Below are 19,426 nucleotides of genomic sequence, written 5' to 3' on the forward strand. Positions count from 1 at the left end.
GCCGCTCGTACGGGGCGAGCCGCCCGGACCCCGCTGTGCGGGGCCCGGGGAAGCCGTGGTCAGCCCTTGGCGGGTGCGGCTCCGCCGGAGCCGGGGCCCGCGGTGCCGGTGCCGGTGGCCGCCGGGGCGGAGCCGGTCCGGTCGGCGGTGCCGGAGTCCGCCGTGGTGTCGGCGTCCTCGGGGAAGGTGACCTTGCCCATGTGGCGGTTCATGGACTTCATCAGGCCCCAGACGGCCAGGGCCATCACCGCGAAGACGATGAAGCCGAGGACGCCGGGGGTGACCTTGTTCTCGTCGACCTCCTTGGCGAGGGGGACGAGGTGCGTCAGTGCCAGGCTTGCGCTCATGTCAGGCATTGTCGCGGATGCCCGCAAAGAGGTCGTCCTCGGGGAGGGATGTATCGACGAGGGACTTCGCGAGCTCGTACTCCTCGGTCGGCCAGACCTCCCGCTGGAGGTCCATGGGGACCTTGAACCAGCCGCCGTCGGGGTCGATCTGGGTGGCGTGCGCGATGAGCGCCTTGTCCCGGATCTCGAAGAAGTCCGCGCACGGAACGTGCGTGGTCAGCGTGCGCTCGGTGCGCTCGAACTCGCTCCAGCGCTTCAGCCAGTCCCCGTACGGCGACTCCATGCCCCGGTCGAGGAGCGCGTGGTGCAGCGCCTCGGTGCGGGGGCGGTTGAAGCCCTGGTTGTAGTAGAGCTTCTGCGGCTGGAAGGCCGGGCCGAACTCCGCCTCGGGGTACTTCCCGGTGTCCGCCGCGCCCTCGAACGCCACCATCGTGATCTTGTGGGTCATGATGTGGTCGGGGTGCGGGTAGCCGCCGTTCTCGTCGTAGGTGGTGATCACCTGCGGGCGGAACGAGCGGATCTGCCGGACGAGCTCGCCGGCCGCCTTGTCGACGTCCTCCAGGGCGAAGCAGCCCTCGGGGAGCGGGGGCAGCGGGTCGCCCTCGGGCAGGCCCGAGTCGACGAAACCGAGCCACCACTGCTTGACGCCGAGGATCTCGCGGGCCTCGTCCATCTCCTTCTTGCGCACCTCGTGGATGTGCTCCTCGATGTACGTGTCGCCCTGCAGCTTGGGGTTGAGGATGGAGCCGCGCTCCCCGCCCGTGCAGGTCACGACCAGCACGTCCACCCCCTCGGACACGTACTTCGCCATGGTGGCCGCGCCCTTGCTCGACTCGTCGTCGGGGTGGGCGTGCACGGCCATCAGTCGCAGCTGGTCAGTCAAGACTCAATCCTCGGTCGGTCGGCTGTCGCCTGGGTAGGTCGGCTGTCGGCGCCCGGCGTGAATCAGCGCGATGGGCGGCTTCTATAGTGACGGAATCGGGGGGCGAATAATTCCGGGGTCCCCGTTCGGGGCCCGGCCGAGAGGACGATCATGACGACGGCGAGCACGCGGCTGCCCGAGGGCCGGTACGGCCGCTCCGCGGACGAGCGGGCGGACCGCAAGCTGAGGATCGTCGGGGGTGTCCTCGGTGTCGTGCTCATCGCCCTGATCGGCTGGTTCGGCTACGACTACATCGGCGGCACCAGGATCAGCGCCCAGGTGATCACCTTCAAGGCCGTCTCGGACACCGCGGTCGAGGCGCACCTGGAGGTGCACAAGGACGCCGGTTCGAGCGGCTACTGCACCGTGCGGTCGCAGGACGCCGACGGGGTCGAGGTGGGCCGCGCGGACTTCCGTTTCGACCAGGACGCGTCCCGCATCGACAAGGTCGTCACGCTGCGCACGACCGGCCGGGGCACCACGGCGGAACTCCTCGGCTGCCACAGCGGCTGAGCGCGCTCCCCGGCCACGCGGCGGGGCGACCCGGACGCGGCCCGGTGATCACTGTCGGTATCCGACGCTGACCTGCGTCGACGTAATTCTGACGTCTTATGTCCTCCCCTCCGAGCCACTGAATTGTTAGGCTCGTGGTTTCGCCCACCCGTGAAAGCACATTCTTCTGGGTAGGGCGATGCTTTGTATCCCAGTACCTACGAGGAGCACCTGTGACCCAGACCAGCGAGAACGTCACCTGGCTGACCCAGGAGGCGTACAACCAGCTCAAGGCCGAGCTGGATCACCTGTCTGGTCCTGCGCGCACGGAGATCGCCGCCAAGATCGCGGCCGCGCGCGAGGAGGGGGACCTGCGCGAGAACGGCGGGTACCACGCGGCCAAGGAGGAGCAGGGCAAGCAGGAGCTCCGTGTGCGCCAGCTGACCCAGCTCCTGGAGAACGCCAAGGTCGGCGAGGCTCCCGCGGCGGACGGCGCGGTCGCACCGGGCATGGTCGTCACCATCGCTTTCGACGGCGACGAGGACGACACCCTGGACTTCCTGCTCGCCTCCCGCGAGTACGCGAGCTCCGACATCGAGACCTTCTCCCCGCAGTCCCCGCTGGGCTCCGGCGTGACCGGCAAGTCGGTCGGCGAGGACGCCCAGTACGAGCTGCCGAACGGCAAGCTCGCCAAGGTGAAGATCCTCAAGGCCGTGCCCTACCAGGGCTGAGCCCCAGGACCAGCGACCACAGCGATGCCCCCGGCCGGAAGCCGGGGGCATCGCCATGTCCGGGCCCGCTCACCCGGCGGGTCACCGGGTGCGGTCACCGACCGCGGTCACGGCTGCGGTCACCGATCGCGGGTCACGCCGTGGCCGAGCGGTACTTCCGGACCGCGAGGGTCCGGAAGATCACCACGATGAGGACCGAGTAGATGACCGAGGCCCACACCGAGTGCTGCATGGGCCAGGCGTTCGACGTGGACTGCCCGGGGTTGGCGAACAGGATGCGACAGGCCTGCACGGTGGCGCTGAACGGGTTCCAGTCCGCGACGTGCCGCAGCCAGGGGGTCATGTTGCTGGTGTCCACGAACGCGTTCGAGATGAAGGTGACCGGGAAGAGCCAGATCAGTCCGCCGGAGGTGGCCGCCTCGGGTGTCCGTACCGACAGGCCGATCAGCGCCCCGATCCAGGTGAACGCGTACCCCAGCAGGAGCAGCAGGCCGAAGGCGCCGGCGACCCGGAACGCGTTCGTGCTGCCGTACGAGCCGACGCGCCAGCCGACCAGCAGGGCGACCCCCGCGAGGACGAGCAGGGTCAGCGCGGTCTGCACGAGGTCGGCCAGGGTGCGGCCGGTCAGCACCGCGCCGCGCGCCATGGGGAGCGAGCGGAAGCGGTCGACGAGCCCCTTGTGCATGTCGTCGGCGATGCCCGCGCCGGCGCCCGCGGTGGCGAACGTGACGGTCTGCGCGAAGATGCCGGCCATCAGGAAGTTGGTGTAGGCGGAGGAGCTGGTGCTGCCGCCGATCTTCATGGAGCCGCCGAACACGTAGGTGAACAGCACCACGAACATGATCGGCTGGATCAGCCCGAAGATCACCACCTCCGGGATCCGGGACATCCTGATCAGGTTGCGCCTGGCCATGACCAGGGAGTCCCTGACGGACTGGCCGATGGCGCTGCCGCGCGGCATGACCTGCACGGTGTCGGTGGCGGCGGTCATTTCGCGGTCTCCTTGCTGCGCTGGTCGGCGCCGTCTTCCGGGGTGCCCTCCGCGGACTCCTGCTCGGCGGCGTGGCCGGTCAGGGAGAGGAAGACGTCGTCGAGGGTGGGGCGGCGCAGGCCGATGTCGTCGATCTCGATGCCGCGCGCGTCCAGTTCGCGGATGACCTCCGCGAGGAGCTTGGCGCCGCCGCTGACCGGCACCGTGAGCTTGCGGGTGTGCTGCTCGACCGTGGTCTCGCCCTTGCCGAAGCCGCGGAGCACCTCGGAGGCGGTCGCGATGCGGTCGCGCTCGTGCACCACGACCTCGACGCGCTCGCCGCCGGTCTGCGCCTTGAGCTCGTCGGCGGTGCCGCGGGCGATGACGCGGCCGTGGTCGACCACGCAGATGTCGTGCGCCAGGTGGTCGGCCTCTTCCAGATACTGCGTGGTCAGCAGCAGGGTCGTGCCCCCCGAGACCAGTTGCTTGATGACCTCCCACAGCTGCTGGCGGTTGCGGGGGTCGAGGCCGGTGGTCGGCTCGTCCATGAACATGACCGGGGGCGACACCACGAGGGCGGCCGCCAGGTCGAGCCGGCGGCGCATACCGCCCGAGTACGTCTTCGTGGTGCGGTCGGCCGCGTCCGTGAGGTTGAACTGGTCCAGCAGCTCGGTCGCCCTGACCTTCGCGGCCTTCGCCCTCATCTGGTAGAGCTGGCCGACCATCTGGAGGTTCTCCCGGCCGGTCAGATACTCGTCGACCGCGGCGAACTGTCCGGAGAGGCCGATGCTGCGGCGGACCGCGTCGGGGTTCTTGAGCACGTCGATGCCCGCGACCACGGCCTTGCCGCTGTCGGGGCGCAGCAGGGTGGTGAGACAGCGGACGGCGGTCGTCTTGCCCGCGCCGTTCGGCCCGAGGAGGCCGAGGACGGTGCCTTCCGGGACATCGAGGTCGACGCCGTCCAGAGCCCTTACGTCACCGAAGGTCTTCACCAGGCCTTCGGCATAGATGGCGCCTGGCATAAGAGTTCTCCACGTCTTTGGGGATTTCTCGGATTTTTACCCAATGAGCATAGTTTTCCCGGCGCGACCCCACCCGGACATCGAGTCGAGTCGCCACACACACCATAACGCGATGTATCGCGTCTCTCAATGGGTTTCGGCACGGAGGGCGACCGGACGGTGACAGCGGTTCCGACGTCAGTCGATGACCGTGTAGCCCGCCTCGCGCAGCGCCAGATTGACCTCGGCGCAGTGCTCGGGCCCCTTCGTCTCCAGCTGGAGCTCGACCTCCACCTCCGTGAGTCCGAGCCGCGGATCGGTCCGTACGTGACTCACATCGAGAACATTGGCATCCGCCACTGACAACACCCCGAGAAGCGTGGCCAGAGCGCCGGGCCGGTCGGTCAGCCGCAGCGTGACGGCGAGGTAGCGGCCGCCCGCCGCCATGCCGTGCCGCAGGATCCGCTGCATCAGCAACGGGTCCACGTTCCCGCCCGACAGCAGCGCCACCACCGGGCCCTCGAAGGCCTCCGGATCGGCCAGCAGGGCCGCGACGGGGCTCGCGCCGGCCGGCTCGACGACCAGCTTGGCGCGCTCCAGACACAGCAGCAGCGCACTGGACAGGTTGTTCTCGGAGACCGTGCGGACCTCGTCGACCAGGTCCTCGACGAGCCGGAAGGGCACGTCACCGGGGCGCCCCACCTTGATGCCGTCGGCCATCGTCGCCGGCCGCTCGATCGACACCGGCCGGCCGGCCGCCAGCGAGGGCGGATACGCCGCCGCGCCCTCGGCCTGCACCCCGATGACCCGTACGTCCGGGCGCAGCGCCTTCACCGCGACCGCCACGCCCGCCGCGAGCCCGCCGCCGCCGATGCCCACGACGATCGTGCGCACCTCGGGACACTGCTCCAGGATCTCCAGGCCGACCGTGCCCTGCCCCGCGATGATGTCGGGGTGGTCGAAGGGGTGGATGAACACGGCCCCCGTACGGGCGGCGTACTCCTGCGCGGCGGCCAGTGTCTCGTCGACCACCTGACCGTGCAGCCTCACCTCCGCGCCGTAGTGCCGGGTGGCCGCCACCTTCGGCAGCGGGGCCCCGGTCGGCATGAAGACCGTGGACCGCACCCCGAGCAACGAGGACGCGAGCGCGACGCCCTGCGCGTGGTTTCCCGCACTCGCCGCGACGACACCCGCGGCGCGCTCCTCCGGGAGCAGGCCCGCGATGCGCACGTAGGCACCCCGCAGCTTGAAGGAACCCGTCCGCTGGAGGTTCTCGCACTTGAGGTGCACCGGCGCCCCCACCAGCCGCGTCAGGTACCTGCTGCCCTCCATCGCGGTCGTCCGCGCCACCCCGGTGAGCATCTTCTGCGCGCCCCGCACGTCATCGAGAGTCACACTGGGGAAGGAGTCAGCCGTGCCGTAGCTCATGACCCCAAGTCTCGCAGTTCACGCGGGCGCACTCCCGTCGTGACCACCCTCCGAGACCGGGTTTGCCCAGCCCCGGTACGGCCCGCGCCCCAGCCGCGTACCCTGTCCCCCAACCCAGCTCCCCACGCATGAATTGAGCCCCCGGCCATGCCCACTACACCAGAGATGTCGATGGACATGACGACCGTCGGTGACACCGGTCTCCTCGAAACCCTCCAGCACGAGGTCGCGGTCTTCGCGCGCCGTGCGGAACAGACCCGGCTCGGCGGAGTGGGGCAGGTGCGCAACTCCATGGACCGCGCCGCGTACCTGCTGCTCAACCGCCTCGACAAGGAAGGCCCGATGGGCGTCAAGGCGCTCGCCGCGAGCATGGGGATCGACTCCTCGACGGTCACCCGGCAGGTCGCCCCGCTCGTCGACACCGGACTCGTCAAGCGCACCTCGCACCCCGAGGACGGGCGCGCCGTGGTGCTCCAGCTGTCGCCGCGCGGCCAGTCCCGGCTCGACGAAGTACGCACCTCCCGGCGCCAGTTGATGGCCGAACTGACCACCGGCTGGGAGCCGGAGGAGCGCGAGGCCTTCTGCTCCCTCCTGACCCGCTTCAACACCGCGCTCTCCGCCCGCCAGGCCGCCCAGGGCGTACCGGCGGCGGACACCGAAGCGTCCTCCTGAGCCTCGGTCCCCCGAGCCTCGCGGGCGCCGCCCGCCGTTCCGGGCATCCCCGGCCTCCGTGACCCCGACGCGCGCGTACACGCGCCGCACGCGCGCGAGGTCCGCCTGTGCGCACGCGCGCGAGGAGCGCGGTTCACCCGCGTGTGTGCGCGGGACTCTTGACCGGAAGGCCGCGGCTGCCCTCATATGAGACCGGGTCCCCGTCGACATCGGTGCGGCGGGCCGCACGCGGCCGCGGACCCGCTTCACAGGTCGCCCTCAGGCGGGAGGCATGGTGCGAGAACGGCATGCGTCCCAAGGCGTTCGCCGGACCCGGGAGTTCGAGGCGTTCATCGCGGGCGCGGCAGGACGGCTGCTGCACACCGCCACCCTCCTCACGGCGGAGCCCGGGGACGCCAATCCGCGCGCGCGGCGCCTGCTCACCCTGTCCCTCGCCCACACGTACGCCACCTGGGACCGCCTGCACGGCGAGGACCCCTACGACAGCACCCGCCAGCAGCTCGCCGTGCGCTTCCAGCGGGCCGCCTGGCACCAGTACGGCGGGCTCGGGCGGCTGCGCCCCTCCCCGGCCCCGGACAGCGTCCTGGCCCGGCTCACGCCCACCGAACGGCTGATCCTCGTCCTCCGGCTGTACGAGGGCGTCGCCGAGGAACAGACGGCGGCCCTGCTCGGGCTCCCCGTGGAGCGCGTACGGGTGATCTGCGCGCGGGCGACGGCGACGCTGCTCCATCCGCCGCGCGGCCCGGCGCCCGCCCGGATGGAGGTGGCTCCTTCATGAATCTGCCGGAGCGTGAGGCGGCCGTACGCCGCATGCTGGAGCGGACCCCGCCCGTGGTCCCGCCCGACCTGTACGGCGAGGTCGTCCGCCGTGGCGGGCGCATGCTGCGCCGCCGGAGAGCGGCACGGCGGGTCATGTGGGTGCTGCTGTGCGCGGCGGCCGTGGTCTTCGTGATCTGGGCGGTCACGGTTCACCCGTGGGTGGAGCCGCCGTCGGAGACGACTCCACCCCTGTCGAACTGGTGACGGTGCCGTCCGTTATCCGAGGGCCTGCTGCAGGTCCTGGAGCAGGTCGTCGATGTTCTCGATGCCCACGGAGACACGGACGAGGTCACCGGGGACCTCCAAGGCGGATCCGGCCACCGACGCGTGCGTCATGCGTCCCGGGTGCTCGATCAGCGACTCCACGCCGCCCAGCGACTCACCGAGCGTGAACACCTTGGCGCGGTTGCAGACCTCGACGGCCGCCTCCTCGCCGCCCGCGACCCGGAAGGACACCATGCCGCCGAACGCCCGCATCTGCTTCGCGGCGATCTCGTGACCGGGGTGCTCCGGGAGGCCCGGGTACAGAACGCTCGTCACGCGCGCGTGCCGGCTGAGCATGTCCGCGACGCGGCCCGCGTTCTCGCTGTGCCGGTCCATGCGCACCGAGAGGGTCTTGGTGCCGCGCAGCACCAGCCAGGAGTCGAAGGGCCCGGCGACCGCGCCCATCGCGTTCTGGTGGTACGCCAGCTCCTCGCCGAGCTCCTGGTCCCCGGTGATCAGGGCGCCGCCGACGACGTCCGAGTGACCGCCCATGTACTTGGTCAGGGAGTGCACGACGACGTCCGCGCCGAGCGCCAGCGGCTGCTGGAGGTACGGCGTGGCGAAGGTGTTGTCGACGACGAGCCGGGCGCCCGCGTCCCGCGCGACCTGCGCGACCGCGGCGATGTCCGTGATGCCGAGGAGCGGGTTGGAGGGCGTCTCGACCCAGATGACCTTCGTCTTCGGGGTGATCGCCGCGCGCACCGACTCCAGGTCGCTGGTGTCCGCGACGGACCACTCCACGCCCCAGCGGGAGACGACCTTCGCGAAGAGACGGAACGTGCCGCCGTACGCGTCGTTCGGGATGACCACGTGATCGCCCGGGCTCAGCAGCGTACGCAGCAGGCAGTCCTCGGCCGCCAGTCCGGACGCGAACGCGAGGCCGCGGCGACCGCCCTCCAGGGCGGCGAGGTTCTCTTCCAGGGCGGTCCTGGTGGGGTTGGCGCTACGGCTGTACTCGTAACCGCCGCGCAGCCCGCCGACGCCGTCCTGCTTGTAGGTCGAGACCTGGTAGATCGGCGGGACGACCGCGCCGGTCAGGGGATCGGCGGTGTTGCCCGCGTGGATCGCGAGGGTCTCGAAATGCTGACTGATGTGCCTGTCGCTCATGAGTCCCGAGCGTAGTGCTCCCGCGGGGGTGGTGCGGCGTACACGGTGACGCGCGGGGGCGGGCCGGGTGTCGGGGCGCCAGGAGCGCTCCCTCCTCCCGGTCACGGGAGTGGCCGCTCTCCCCGCCCGCGGAGTCGCCACCGTCCGGTCCCCGGAGCGCACGCGGCCCCGGAGCCGGATCCCGCAGGTGGTTGCACTGTGGAACCAGGTTCGCCAATTGTCGGACCCGTCTGGTTCGCTGGTGGCATGGAGATTCTCTGGGTCCTGATGGCGCTGGCGATGTTCAGCCTGGTCCTGCTGCCGGTGCTGCGGCGCAGGCGCGCCGGTGTGCAGCTGGTCTCGCCGGGTGACCCGGACGCCGCGGACCCGGCGAACTACGGGTTCCTGCGGCAGGAGGAGCTGGACATCCGCATGCCGGGCCCCGACACGGACCTGCTGGACGTCCTGGACGTCGTGCAGCGCGGCCGGGACCATCACGCGGCCTCGCAGCTGCTGGCCGGCACGGAGATCGCCGGCGAGACGCGGTGGCAGCGGGTGCAGGCGTTCGCGGGCGCCGCGTCCCTGGAGCTCCAGCAGCGGCCCGGCGGGGTCAGCGAGACGCCCGGCGGCCAGTGGCTGCGGGTGTGGCGCGCCGAGGCCCCCAAGGACGCCGGGGGCGCGGCGGTGCACGCCGAGTTCCTGGTGCAGCAGGCGTGGCGCACGTCGACTCCGGGCACGGACGACTTCCGGATCATCATGGAGGAGGCGCGGGCCGCGTGCGGCGAGGCGGCGCTGCTGTCCCCCGGTGACCCGATCCCGTACATCATCGAGCTGTCGGTGGCGCGCGGACTGGCCTACTCGCAGCCGGAGTTCGAGAAGGTCTGGCTGAAGATCCTGGACCGCGCCCCCTCCCACATGGGCGCGCATCTGGCGGCCCTGCACTACTGGTGCGAGAAGTGGCACGGCTCGCGCGAGGTGGCGTACTCCTTCGCGGAGGCCGCGGCGGCCCGCGCCCCGCAGGGCTCGCTCCTCGCGGCGATGCCCCTCTTCGCGGTCTTCGAGCACCTCCCCGAGGTGAACCTGGTCCGCGCCTTCTACCAGAGCGAGGTCGTGACGAAGGCCGTCCACGGCGCGCTCTACGCGGTCCACGCCGCCCGCCCCGACGACCCGATGCTGGCCCACGTCCGCCACCTCCTGGTCTTCTTCCTGGTCCGCGGCGAGCGCTGGTCCGAGGCGATGAACCAGCTGGTCCACGTGGACGGCCACGTCGGCGCCCTGCCCTGGACCCTGACCCGGGACCCCGCCGGGGACTACGCGATATACCGCGCCATGGCGGTCGCGGGCTACGAGGCAAACGGAGGCAGCCCGGCGACGCTGTCGCACTGAGGGGGTGGCGTCCCGGGGGGGCTGCTTCGAGGAAACGGCTTTACGGGTGCGGCTTCACGGGGGTGACGCTCCACGAGGGACACCCTCTACGCGGTGCCGGAGTACCGGGATTCCGGAATGCCGCACCGGGTGGGGACGTTGGACGCGACACGCTCCCTTCCGCCCCTTTCCTCTCCCTCCTCTCCCTGGAGAGCGCATGTTCTTGAACAGCATCAGCGACAGCCACTCGCCGCGTCTCCCGACCGCCGAACAGGCGTTGCGGGGCCGCCCGGAACCGCTGTTCACGCTCCCCGAGCGGCACACCCTCCTCGGCACCCCGCTCCGCGGCCCCTACCCCGAAGGTCTGGAGATCGCCGACTTCGGCACGGGCTGCTTCTGGGGAGCCGAACGCAGGTTCTGGCAACTCCCGGCGGGCGTGCACACGACGCTGGTCGGCTACCAGGGCGGCTACACGGAGAATCCCGTGTACGAGGAGGTGTGCTCCGGTCTGACCGGCCACGCCGAGGTGGTCCGCGTCGTCCACGACCCGAGGGTGCTGCCGTACGACCGCCTGCTCCAGGTCTTCTGGGAGTCGCACAACCCGACCCAGGGCTTCCGCCAGGGCAACGACGTGGGCACCCAGTACCGTTCCACCCTGCACACCCACACCCGGGCCCAGGAAGTATCCGCGAAAGCGTCCCGCGAGGCCTATCAGAAGGTCCTCACCGCCGCCGGCCACGGCACGATCACCACAGAGATCCTCCCGGCGACAACCCGCCCCTTCTACCCGGCGGAGGCCCACCACCAGCAGTACCTGGCCAGTAATCCGGCGGGGTACTGCGGGCTGGAGGGGACGGGGGTCCCGCTGAGTACCTCGTTCGCCACGGACTTCGGAACGTCGTGCCCTGCGGGTATCTCCCCGGCGCCCGAGTCCGCAGACCAGTAGCCCACCCGATCCAGGGGGCCGCGTTGGGCCGTTGGTTGTTGCGGAAGCGCAGTTGGTCCGTCCGTCGTCCACGTGACCTACCGATGTAAAGGTCAGCCGACCTGAGTCCCTTTTCGGTCATACCGCAGGCGTGCCGCATGATTCCTCTCGCCGATCGCCACGATTACAGTCATGGCGACTTCGGGGGCGAAGAGCGGTCTGCTGGGCGGGTTGGGGCAATGGTGGGGTGTCTTGGCCGGCGCCCTGCTCATCGCCGCGTGGATCAACGGAGCGGCAGGCCCAGCCGTGATCATCGCCCTGTCCGCAGTAGTACTCCTCTGGTCCTTCTTTCAAGCACCCGTGACCTGCGGTGCTCCGGTCAGAGGACGAGAAGACGGCTGCCGCAACAACGCGACCGGCATCCTGATGGGCTGCCACATCCATCAACATCGCTGGCAGAAGCTCAAGATGCTGATCCTTCGGCGACAGGTGCGCGCGTACTGCTCCGGACTGTTCTCCGACGGCAAGGCCACTCTCGTCACACTCGCAGCGGCAGGCAGCTTCCTTTCCGGACTCATCGCCCTCATTCCTGGTGTAGCTGTCCAGTGACCACTGGGTCACTGGACAGAGCGTGTTCGGCGGGACGAGGGTCTCCTGCCCGACCGGGGTCGCTCCTTCGGAGGGCTGAGCGTGGGATGTGTGCGGCGCCGGAGAAGGGGATCGCCGGCGCGGCAGCCGGAGGTTCCCGGGCCGGGACCCCTTGCTTCTCGGAGTGCTCGCCGGCTGCCGAGAGCACGGTCGTTCACCCTTCAGGCTGCGCACCGCGATCGGCGGCGATGGTGCGTGCAGCGCGTTCGCACGCTGCCCACCGTGCACCGTCCCGTGTGCGTACAACCTTGACCGGTGGTTCCGTACAGGTCGTGCCGTGCCAAGTGCAGCGGGCCTCCCGGAAGGACACGCTTTCGGGGTCGAGCCCTTCCGGAAAATCAGGCCACTCGTCAATCGACGTCATCGGATGACGGTAGTGAGCCGCACCGCCCCGGCGCAGCCGTTTCGGGAGGTGAGGGTTCGGCTACGTGGGCGCAGGCGAACCTTCAGCGGTCTCGCGCTCAGGGCTGACCGGTACGACGAGATACCGGAACTCCCCACCCGCTCGCGCTTGTTGGGAATACGGCTCCCATCGGAGTGGATACCGGCCGTGCAATGTGCACGTGTTCCCTTCGTAGGTGCCCTCGGCCCAGAGCAGCTTGCCCACCAGCTCACGCCCCTCGTGGATCCTGAAGTCCCGGTCCCGACTCTGCTCGCGACCCCTCCCAGGCACACTCCACAGGGACGCAGCGTTGGTCAGCAGGATGGCAAACCCGTTCTGGTCGGACCGACGGCAGAACCGTTCCAGCCTGACGATGTCCCGGACGAAGTGAAGACGGGCGAGGTCGGCGGCGGCATGATCCTTGAGTTCGTACTCCTCGGCGGGCGTACCGGCCGCGCCCGCCCACCTCCGGGTGAAGTACTTGAACTCGATCGCAGTGCTCACTGACGGGCCGATGCACAGGAGGTCCAGATACTCGGCCTTGTCTTCCGCCCGTTGCGGCACTTCCAGCCGGGAACGCACATCCGGTGCCAGTTCCCACAGTGACTGCGCGAACGCGTGCTGGAGATCGGCCTCGGAGTGAAAGATCGGTCTGCGCCGGGCCAGTTGGGCCATGACGTCGCCGAGTGGGACGCGTCCGGCGACAGTCGTGCCGTCGTGCATCACTGTTCTGGTCACGAATCCATTCAAGGGCTCGACGCCGGATGCTTCAAGGAGACGGCGTCCGTTGCGGTCAAGGGGCCGACGACGTACGGGGAACGGACGGCAGGCGCCTCGGCGCTGACGCGTGACTGAAGCGTGCTGCGCCTCTGGCGGCCGCCGTCCGGACAGACATGAACAGTTCGCCGGTCCGCTGTGAGGCCGGGCGTGTTCGGTCTAGTCGACCTCTATGCCGAAATCCTGCACGAGTTCCTCCAGGCCGCCGGTGTAGCCCTTGCCTCCCAGGACGAAATCCCAGTCGCCGTTCGACCTGCGGCGGAAGGATCCGAGCACCAAGGCGGTTTCGTCGGCTCGGCCGTCGGACACCTCGAGTTGCCCCAGTTCGACCATCCCTGGGTCGAGGAGTCGGATGCGGGCATCGGTGAATCCGGAGAGGTCGGCGTTCGGGTTGATCTCGGGGTCGATCGCGGCCACGAGGACGAACCGGTCGGCTTCTCGCGGCAATCCGTCGAAGGCGACGCAGACGGCCGCCTTGTCAGGGGCGGTGGGGGCCAGCGCCCGAACGGAACCATCCGCGGTCTGCGGGTTGTTGTAGAAGACGAAGTGATCGTCGCTGAGGACTCGGTTGCCGCGGCAGACGAGCGCACACACGTCCAGAGCGACGCCGCCCGTCCACGACATGCCGAGGATGTTGTAGGCGTCGGGCAGTCGAGTCCCGGGGCCCGATGGCGCCGGCCGTGCCGCAGACTGACGGGCGCCCTCGCCCAGCCGTCCACGCAGGCCATGCCGATGCAGAAGGTCGACGAGTTCTGCGCCCGGGATCAGCTCCAACGGCTTCCCGTTGGCGAAGGTGTACGACCCCGGTCCGAACCCCGAAGTCGTCACGAGTACGCCTTTGTTGGCGCCGGCGTCCTGCACGGTTCCGTACAGGTCACGTACGGCTGTGGGCGGCACCGTGTTCCGGTAGCGCTTCACCTGAACGACGATCTTCCCGCCCCGGATCGGCGTCGGGTCCAGCGCGTCGACGTCCACACCGCCGTCGTTGGAGCGTTGGGTCGTGACCGCCTGCATCCCCATGGCACGGAAGAGTTCGGCAACGAGGTCCTCGAAGGCGATCGGATCCATCTCGTACAGGTCGGGTTCCTCATCGCTGCCATGCGCGACGACGCGGTTCCCGACATCCTGCGGACGGCGACTCGGCCGCACTGCGGTGAGCTGGTCGGGGCGTGCCGAGAGCTGTCCGCGCAGCGCATCGGCCAGACAGCTTCCCGCGTCCACCTGCGCCAGATGGAGCCCACGGAACGTCGAGGCGGAAGCCATCACGGTCGCCAAGTGGATCTGGCCCGGTCGGCCCGTCGTCGGATCATGCCCGTCCACGAACCCGTTCAAGGTCACCGACTCAAGTGCGCCCAGTTCATCGGCGGCGAAGAGCTCGTGCAGAACGAGGAGCATGCACTGCGCGAGTACTTCCCGGTAAAGGGCGCGACGCTGGCCCACGGGACGGGCGGTCTCCTTGTCCTGGTCGGTCCCGGAAACGTAGCGGACGGACTTGACGTCAGGGACCACGCCGTAGGCGGGCAACTCCCAGTCCAGCACCAGCTGCCGGGCTGCCGCGTCATAGGCTGCGGTCACTTGTCGAGGGAAGCCCTCGGGCCATGCGGCCGAGGCGTAGAGAGCGGCGGAGAAGTACTCCACGACCGCGTCGGGGTCACGGCGCCTCACTCCCTCGGTCACCTGGACGATGCCTGCGTTGTGCCGTCTCACATCGGCCGATCGGGCATCGACCCACTGCTGGTGCTCCCGCTGGTACGACGCCAGTTGATGTTGCCGATGGGCCTCCGCCGTCTGGGCCGCGTGCCAGTCCCGCTCGAAGCGGGCCCGTGCTTCGGCCTGGGCCTGGGCCCGGCGGTTGGCGGTCCACCCGCTCTGCGTCTGATACTGGCTGACGTCAGGCATGGCCACGGGCTGCGCCAACGGTCCCGGAGCGAAGGGCTGGACCTCCTCATGCCGCATGAGTGAGGACGCCCTGAAGGCAGGAGCCCGACACCCCGACGCGAGAAGGCCTTGCAGCGACGCGACCTGCGCGTCCAGTTCCTCCGTCCGGCGTTGCGCTTCCGCCTGCCTGTACTCGCGGTGCCCTTGCGCCGCCCGCCGTTGGTAGGCACGTGCCTGCTGAGCTTCCTGCCTCCGCCGTCTGGCCTCGGCCTCCAGCTGGCGTTGCTGCTGCCGTTGCACCTCTGCCCAGACGCCGACCACGCCGGTTGAGCGACGACTCATATGCTGCAGGCCCTCCCCGATGTGCTCTGGTTGTCCCCACAACCAGGTGTGACGGAACGACTCTAACCAGCAATGGTCGCCCCGCATATCCACTTGTCAAAGGCAGCTGGATCGCGACATCCGCGCAGGTCAGTGCGATGCGATAGGAGATGAGCGGAGCTTTGTCGTGGCCCAGCGTCCGAACCGCTGTGCGGCGCCCGTCTCACAAAGCCCCAGCCACCCCCACCACTCCCCCCACCAACGCGCTGACCAGCGTCGTGGTGGCGAGGGTGGCGATGACGAGGCGCAGGGGGCGGGGAGTTCGGCGGGTGCCGTGTCTGTTGCGGGCGGCCAGGAGGGACAGGAGGCCTGTGAACAGGCCGAGTTGGGTGAGGGCAAGCCAGCCGCAGGAGGCGGGGAGGCCCGGTTGCTCGTACGTGCCGTGGGACGTTCGTCGCAAGGTGACCGTGCTGCCGACGCGCAGCTTCGTGTCGATCGTGGCGTCCGGGTCCACCACCGCTCCGTCGGTGGAGCGGAACGTGCCGTGGCAGTGCGGATAACGGTGGCCTCCGGCGCGGGTCCACGAACACGACGCGACCCGGAGATGCCCGGGCTTCCCCGCCAGGCCCGCCGCGTAGGCGAAGTGCGTCGCGGCGAACCAGGTCAGGATCGCGCCCACCACCAGCAGCCCGGCGCTCACGATCAGGGGGCGACGGTCGACGCGCCCTCCCGCCCGGAGCCGAGATCTAACCCTGCGGTTCATCCGGTCCCCCGCCCCGTCCCGCGACCCCCGAGTCATTCCGCCGGGACGCTAGCCGAAGTCCCTGACGGCGTCGCTCATGGCGCGGCAAAGATCGCGAAGGCCGGACAGGGCGCCAGAAATCCGATGGCCCTCCCGAGTCCACCGGCCGCACCCTGTAGCCATGGAAGAACCCCGACACCGCGTCCGCGCCCTCCACACCGAGGACACGATCACCGTCTACCAGGCGTATCCCCCGGAGATCGGCGGGCCCGCCGTGCGGACGGGACGGTTTCCCGCGGCGTGGAAGCGGGACCGGATGACATGGGTGAAGCCCAGTTTTCTGTGGATGATGTACCGCTGCGGCTGGGGCACCAAGGCCGGCCAGGAGACCGTCCTCGCCGTCGAGATCAGCCGGGACGGCTTCGCGTGGGCGTTGCGCAACGCGTGCCTGTCCCACTACGTGCGGGGGCTGCACGCCGACCAGGACGACTGGAAGCGGCAGTTGCGGCAGGCGCCGACGCGCGTGCAGTGGGATCCGGAGCGCGATCTGCGGCTCGCTCCCCTGCCCTACCGGTCGCTCCAACTCGGCCTGGCGGGCGAGGCCGCGGCCCGATACGCCGACGAGTGGATCGTCGGCATCAAGGACGTGACCCCGCTCGCCCAGCGGGTGCACACCCTGGTCCGGTCCGGTGAACTCGACCGGGCCGCGGAGCTGTTGCCCACCGAGCGGCCGTACCCCCTGCCCGAGGACGTACTGGCCCCCTTGCGGGCCTAGGCATGTGGGACCCGGCGCCGCTCATCGCACTCACCGTGTTGTGCGGCCGGCCGCTCCGCGTCCTCAGTCGAAGGCCACGACCAGGCGAACCCCGTCGTCCCCGAAGCGTCCGGCCAGGGCCTTCATCACGTTGAAGACGTGGGGCCAGTGCGTCTCATCGCCCAGCACCGCACCGACCGTCACCGGCTCGTACGAGTAGGCTAGTTCGCCGGTCGTCCACTCCGCGCGTTCCGTCGCCTCGCGCGGGTCGATCGCCGCGAGTTCAGCCCAACTGACCCAGCTCGCGCTGTGCAGGCCGTCTTTCTCCGTCCCCGTGCCCAAATGCGCACGCATCCCGGACGACAGATCGGCGGGAAGACCCCGCCCCGGTGCGAGCGGCCGGAAGCCCGCCTGGTTGCGTACCCCGAAGAGGCAGCCGAAGGCCGTGTAACTCGTCTCGTCGTACAGCGGCCAGAGGTTCATGGCCGTCACCCACGGCTCACCGTCGTAGTAGTCGGTACCGGTGCCGGGATGGCGGAACTCGATGCCGCCGTGTATGTCCGTACTCACGGCGCCGCACCCTAACAGCGCCCCCGCTCCCAACCCCCTTCGTTTCGGCCTGGTTCGAAAGGAAAGGCGGGCGGGGGCTCTTCGTTCTACGCTCTCTCGCATGCTGATTCGCCGGACATTTCGCCGGACATTACGGATGATCCTCGTGCTCGCCGTGGCCCTCGCCGCTGCTGTCGGGGGCGGGGTCGGGACAGCTCAGGCCGAGGGGGGCCAGCCGGCTCACGAACGGCAGTTGCTGTTCTTCAACCACACCTACGGCGTCTTCGACCGGGAGACCGCCGACGCCATCGAGCACTCCTCCTATCTGCGGGACTTCGCCAACTTCCAGGTGCGCACCACCACCGGTGCCGACGGACAGATCTGGACCGGCCGCTATCTGATGGGCCGTGAGACCTACCTGGAGCTGCTCGGGATCGGTGACGTGGGGGGCCAGGACGGCACCCTCGGCTCCGCCGGGACGGGGCTGTCGACCGAGCGGGCCGGCGACATCGCGACGGTCAAGGAACGGCTGAAGGACGAGGGGGTCACCCCCGTCGAGTTCCTCCAGACACGTGACTTCGGTGACGGCGTCCCCGTTCCGTGGTTCGACGGCATCCTCACCACCACGACGTACGACGCCTACGGAGCCTGGGCGATGGAGTACCGGCCGGAGTACTTCGCCGACCCGCGCGGCAACACCGAGCCGGCGGCGTTCCCCGGTGACGTCGGCCGGGAGCGCTACCTGTCCGACGACTACCGCACCCACCTGATGCGGGACGTGACCTCCGTCCGCATCGCGGTCACCGAAGGCGACCTCGCCGACACCGTCCCGCTGTTGCGTGCCGGCGGGTTCACCGTCCGGACCGTGCCGAACGGTGGCGTCGTCGCCGAGGGCGGCGGCACCGCCGTCCGGTTCGACACCGTGCCCCGTGCCGAGGCGGGCGTGCGGCGCATCGACCTGTCGCTCAACCGGCCGGTGAAGAGCCGTCACGTGGAGCGGATCGGGCACTCGACGCTGGTCGTCGGCCCGGGCGACCACGCCGTGTGGACGTTCGCCGCGAACGGCGCCGAGTAAGAGGCACACCAGGAGGCACAGCAGGAGGTCGAGCGGGAGCGGGAGAGCGGTAGCCAGGTGGGGCGCGCCCTTCGACGAGGGTGCGCCCCACTCCGTACCCGGGGCGACCCCGCCCCCGCCCCCGAGCCCCGACGGCCCCCCGCCTCAGTACCGCGCCGCGTCCGCCAGCAGCGGCGGGTACACCTGGCTCGGCCGGCCGTCCACGGTCGCGCCCGCGTACTTGAGCATCGCGCCGACCTGGTGGTTGAGGGCGTACGGGAAGTTCAGGGCCGGGGCCGACACCTCGTCGAGCCGGGCCGTCTGTTCCGGGGTGAGCCGCAGGTCGAGGCCCGCCAGGTTCGCCTCGAGGTGGTCCAGGGTGCGCGGGCCGATCAGCGTCGAGCTGACGCCCGGGCGGGCCTGCACCCACGCCAACGCCACCGCCGCCGATGTCGCGCCGGTCTCCTCCGCCACCGCGGCGAGGGCGTCGATCACCTCGAACTGGTCGTCGGTGGGACCGCCGAGCACGGCCGAACGCCGGGTGTCGGCCGGGGTGCGCCGGTCCCTGGTGTACTTCCCGGACAGGTAGCCGCTCTTCAGCGGGCTCCACGGCAGCAGGCCCATCCCCGCGTCCTCGGCCAGCGGAATCAGCTCGCCCTCGATGGTGCGCTCCAGCAGGGAGTACTCCATCTGCAGCGCGGTGACCGGGGTCCAGCCGCGCAGCAGTGCGGTGGTGTGGGCCTTGGCCGTGAACCAGGCCGGGGTGTCCGAGAAGCCGACGTAGCGGATCTTGCCCGCGGTGACGAGGTCGTCCAGGGTGCGCAGGGTCTCCTCGACCGGGGTGGACCAGTCGTGGTTGTGCAGCCAGTACAGGTCGACGTGGTCGGTGCGCAGCCGGCGCAGCGAGTCCTCCAGCTGACCGATGATCGCCTTGCGTCCCGCGCCCCCGCCGTTGGGGTCGCCGAGGTGGAGGTTGCCGAAGAACTTGGTGGCCAGCACCAGCCGGTCGCGCAGGCCGGGGCGGGCGGCGAGGAAGTCGCCGAGGATCGCCTCGGAGTGGCCGTTCGTATAGAAGTTGGCGGTGTCGACGAAGTTGCCGCCGCGGTCGAGGTAGCCCTGGAGGATCTTCTCGGACTCCTCGACCCCGCAGCCGAAGCCGCCGTCCTCGCCGAAGTTCATCGCGCCGAGGCAGAAGGGGCTCACCTTGAGGCCGGAGCGGCCGAGGCTGACGTACGAGTCGAGTGCCATGGAATGCTCCCTGGAAGAGTGGGTGGGAATCCGGCTCTTCGAGCAAACCAC

21 protein-coding genes are annotated in these 19,426 nt (G+C 70.0%); 10 read left to right on the forward strand and 11 right to left on the reverse strand.

Going from position 1 to position 19,426, the window contains the following annotated elements; genetic code table 11:
- Positions 1–59: 59 nt before the first annotated feature.
- On the reverse strand, positions 60–356 hold the full coding sequence (locus OG406_RS15790) for a hypothetical protein (RefSeq protein WP_203660287.1): 297 nt from the start codon (positions 354–356) through the stop codon (positions 60–62).
- Positions 349–1,230, reverse strand: a complete 882-nt coding sequence (gene mca, locus OG406_RS15795; protein WP_164372380.1) for a mycothiol conjugate amidase Mca — start codon at positions 1,228–1,230, stop codon at positions 349–351. The genes OG406_RS15790 and mca overlap by 8 nt, the downstream gene beginning before the upstream one ends.
- A gap of 150 nt (positions 1,231–1,380) precedes the next feature.
- On the opposite strand from mca, the gene OG406_RS15800 reads away from it, so the two are divergent.
- Both OG406_RS15800 and greA read left to right on the forward strand, forming a co-directional pair.
- Complete coding sequence (locus OG406_RS15800) at positions 1,381–1,782, forward strand: DUF4307 domain-containing protein (protein WP_329186289.1); 402 nt, start codon at positions 1,381–1,383, stop codon at positions 1,780–1,782.
- A 212-nt stretch (positions 1,783–1,994) separates the two neighbouring features.
- Complete coding sequence (gene greA, locus OG406_RS15805; protein ID WP_081219101.1) at positions 1,995–2,492, forward strand: transcription elongation factor GreA; 498 nt, start codon at positions 1,995–1,997, stop codon at positions 2,490–2,492.
- 133 nt (positions 2,493–2,625) lie between these two features.
- Here the strand turns inward: greA and OG406_RS15810 are convergent, their stop codons facing one another.
- The 3 genes from OG406_RS15810 to ilvA all read right to left on the reverse strand — a co-directional run bounded on the left by OG406_RS15810 (position 2,626) and on the right by ilvA (position 5,891).
- The gene (locus OG406_RS15810; protein ID WP_164372378.1) at positions 2,626–3,483 is read right to left on the reverse strand and encodes an ABC transporter permease; all 858 of its coding nucleotides are present in this window, start codon (positions 3,481–3,483) and stop codon (positions 2,626–2,628) included.
- Complete coding sequence (locus OG406_RS15815) at positions 3,480–4,484, reverse strand: ATP-binding cassette domain-containing protein (RefSeq protein WP_164372377.1); 1,005 nt, start codon at positions 4,482–4,484, stop codon at positions 3,480–3,482. Before OG406_RS15815 ends, OG406_RS15810 begins: the two co-directional genes overlap by 4 nt.
- A 177-nt stretch (positions 4,485–4,661) precedes the next feature.
- Positions 4,662–5,891, reverse strand: a complete 1,230-nt coding sequence (gene ilvA / locus OG406_RS15820; protein WP_164372376.1) for a threonine ammonia-lyase — start codon at positions 5,889–5,891, stop codon at positions 4,662–4,664.
- 165 nt (positions 5,892–6,056) lie between these two features.
- Between ilvA and OG406_RS15825 the strand changes: the two genes are divergently transcribed.
- The 3 genes from OG406_RS15825 (at position 6,057) to OG406_RS15835 (ending at position 7,586) form a co-directional block, all read left to right on the forward strand.
- Complete coding sequence (locus tag OG406_RS15825; protein WP_164372410.1) at positions 6,057–6,563, forward strand: MarR family winged helix-turn-helix transcriptional regulator; 507 nt, start codon at positions 6,057–6,059, stop codon at positions 6,561–6,563.
- 274 nt (positions 6,564–6,837) lie between these two features.
- Positions 6,838–7,341: a sigma factor-like helix-turn-helix DNA-binding protein gene (locus OG406_RS15830; RefSeq protein ID WP_266849428.1), complete on the forward strand. Its 504-nt coding sequence runs from the start codon at positions 6,838–6,840 to the stop codon at positions 7,339–7,341.
- Entirely contained in the window at positions 7,338–7,586 is a 249-nt protein-coding gene (locus tag OG406_RS15835; RefSeq protein WP_164372375.1) for a hypothetical protein, read from the forward strand. Before OG406_RS15830 ends, OG406_RS15835 begins: the two co-directional genes overlap by 4 nt.
- Before the next feature lie 12 nt (positions 7,587–7,598).
- On the opposite strand, the gene OG406_RS15840 is transcribed toward OG406_RS15835, so the two are convergent.
- The gene (locus OG406_RS15840) at positions 7,599–8,753 is read right to left on the reverse strand and encodes a cystathionine gamma-synthase (RefSeq protein WP_164372374.1); all 1,155 of its coding nucleotides are present in this window, start codon (positions 8,751–8,753) and stop codon (positions 7,599–7,601) included.
- A 246-nt stretch (positions 8,754–8,999) separates the two neighbouring features.
- Here OG406_RS15840 and OG406_RS15845 point away from each other — a divergent pair, with 246 nt between their 5' ends.
- The 3 genes from OG406_RS15845 (at position 9,000) to OG406_RS15855 (ending at position 11,631) form a co-directional block, all read left to right on the forward strand.
- Positions 9,000–10,118 (forward strand): hypothetical protein, encoded by a 1,119-nt coding sequence (locus tag OG406_RS15845; protein ID WP_329186293.1) that lies wholly within the window; start codon positions 9,000–9,002, stop codon positions 10,116–10,118.
- Between the two features lie 196 nt (positions 10,119–10,314).
- Entirely contained in the window at positions 10,315–11,043 is a 729-nt protein-coding gene (gene msrA / locus OG406_RS15850) for a peptide-methionine (S)-S-oxide reductase MsrA (protein ID WP_329186294.1), read from the forward strand.
- A gap of 171 nt (positions 11,044–11,214) precedes the next feature.
- Positions 11,215–11,631 (forward strand): hypothetical protein, encoded by a 417-nt coding sequence (locus tag OG406_RS15855; protein ID WP_164372371.1) that lies wholly within the window; start codon positions 11,215–11,217, stop codon positions 11,629–11,631.
- 463 nt (positions 11,632–12,094) lie between these two features.
- On the opposite strand, the gene OG406_RS15860 is transcribed toward OG406_RS15855, so the two are convergent.
- From OG406_RS15860 to OG406_RS15870, 3 genes are all read right to left on the reverse strand, one after another.
- Entirely contained in the window at positions 12,095–12,790 is a 696-nt protein-coding gene (locus tag OG406_RS15860) for a hypothetical protein (RefSeq protein ID WP_329186296.1), read from the reverse strand.
- A 198-nt stretch (positions 12,791–12,988) separates the two neighbouring features.
- On the reverse strand, positions 12,989–15,049 hold the full coding sequence (locus tag OG406_RS15865; RefSeq protein ID WP_327411022.1) for a restriction endonuclease: 2,061 nt from the start codon (positions 15,047–15,049) through the stop codon (positions 12,989–12,991).
- Positions 15,050–15,251: 202 nt separating this feature from the next.
- Complete coding sequence (locus OG406_RS15870; RefSeq protein ID WP_329186299.1) at positions 15,252–15,728, reverse strand: hypothetical protein; 477 nt, start codon at positions 15,726–15,728, stop codon at positions 15,252–15,254.
- A 223-nt stretch (positions 15,729–15,951) separates the two neighbouring features.
- Here OG406_RS15870 and OG406_RS15875 point away from each other — a divergent pair, with 223 nt between their 5' ends.
- Entirely contained in the window at positions 15,952–16,545 is a 594-nt protein-coding gene (locus tag OG406_RS15875) for a DUF4291 domain-containing protein (RefSeq protein ID WP_164372369.1), read from the forward strand.
- Between the two features lie 63 nt (positions 16,546–16,608).
- Here the strand turns inward: OG406_RS15875 and OG406_RS15880 are convergent, their stop codons facing one another.
- A complete protein-coding gene (locus tag OG406_RS15880; RefSeq protein WP_329186302.1) occupies positions 16,609–17,094 on the reverse strand; it encodes a hypothetical protein in 486 nt (161 codons plus the stop codon).
- 136 nt (positions 17,095–17,230) lie between these two features.
- Here OG406_RS15880 and OG406_RS15885 point away from each other — a divergent pair, with 136 nt between their 5' ends.
- Positions 17,231–18,148: a DUF5829 family protein gene (locus OG406_RS15885; protein ID WP_329186303.1), complete on the forward strand. Its 918-nt coding sequence runs from the start codon at positions 17,231–17,233 to the stop codon at positions 18,146–18,148.
- A 144-nt stretch (positions 18,149–18,292) separates the two neighbouring features.
- Here the strand turns inward: OG406_RS15885 and OG406_RS15890 are convergent, their stop codons facing one another.
- Positions 18,293–19,375 carry an aldo/keto reductase gene (locus OG406_RS15890; protein ID WP_267048393.1) on the reverse strand — a complete coding sequence of 361 codons (1,083 nt, stop codon included), beginning with the start codon at positions 19,373–19,375 and terminating at the stop codon, positions 18,293–18,295.
- Positions 19,376–19,426: the final 51 nt, after the last annotated feature.

Origin of the sequence: Streptomyces sp. NBC_01428, from assembly GCF_036231965.1 — a bacterium.
Taxonomy (GTDB): Bacteria; Actinomycetota; Actinomycetes; order Streptomycetales; family Streptomycetaceae; genus Streptomyces.

Coding starts and splice junctions, on each gene's coding strand:
- OG406_RS15790 (WP_203660287.1), bottom strand. CDS start 356: ATGCCTGACATGAGCGCAAGCCTGGCACTGACGCACCTCGTCCCCCTC.
- OG406_RS15800 (WP_329186289.1), top strand. CDS start 1,381: ATGACGACGGCGAGCACGCGGCTGCCCGAGGGCCGGTACGGCCGCTCC.
- OG406_RS15810 (WP_164372378.1), bottom strand. CDS start 3,483: ATGACCGCCGCCACCGACACCGTGCAGGTCATGCCGCGCGGCAGCGCC.
- OG406_RS15815 (WP_164372377.1), bottom strand. CDS start 4,484: ATGCCAGGCGCCATCTATGCCGAAGGCCTGGTGAAGACCTTCGGTGAC.
- ilvA (WP_164372376.1), bottom strand. CDS start 5,891: ATGAGCTACGGCACGGCTGACTCCTTCCCCAGTGTGACTCTCGATGAC.
- OG406_RS15825 (WP_164372410.1), top strand. CDS start 6,057: ATGTCGATGGACATGACGACCGTCGGTGACACCGGTCTCCTCGAAACC.
- OG406_RS15835 (WP_164372375.1), top strand. CDS start 7,338: ATGAATCTGCCGGAGCGTGAGGCGGCCGTACGCCGCATGCTGGAGCGG.
- OG406_RS15840 (WP_164372374.1), bottom strand. CDS start 8,753: ATGAGCGACAGGCACATCAGTCAGCATTTCGAGACCCTCGCGATCCAC.
- OG406_RS15845 (WP_329186293.1), top strand. CDS start 9,000: ATGGAGATTCTCTGGGTCCTGATGGCGCTGGCGATGTTCAGCCTGGTC.
- msrA (WP_329186294.1), top strand. CDS start 10,315: ATGTTCTTGAACAGCATCAGCGACAGCCACTCGCCGCGTCTCCCGACC.
- OG406_RS15855 (WP_164372371.1), top strand. CDS start 11,215: ATGGCGACTTCGGGGGCGAAGAGCGGTCTGCTGGGCGGGTTGGGGCAA.
- OG406_RS15865 (WP_327411022.1), bottom strand. CDS start 15,049: ATGAGTCGTCGCTCAACCGGCGTGGTCGGCGTCTGGGCAGAGGTGCAA.
- OG406_RS15875 (WP_164372369.1), top strand. CDS start 15,952: ATGGAAGAACCCCGACACCGCGTCCGCGCCCTCCACACCGAGGACACG.
- OG406_RS15885 (WP_329186303.1), top strand. CDS start 17,231: ATGATCCTCGTGCTCGCCGTGGCCCTCGCCGCTGCTGTCGGGGGCGGG.
- OG406_RS15890 (WP_267048393.1), bottom strand. CDS start 19,375: ATGGCACTCGACTCGTACGTCAGCCTCGGCCGCTCCGGCCTCAAGGTG.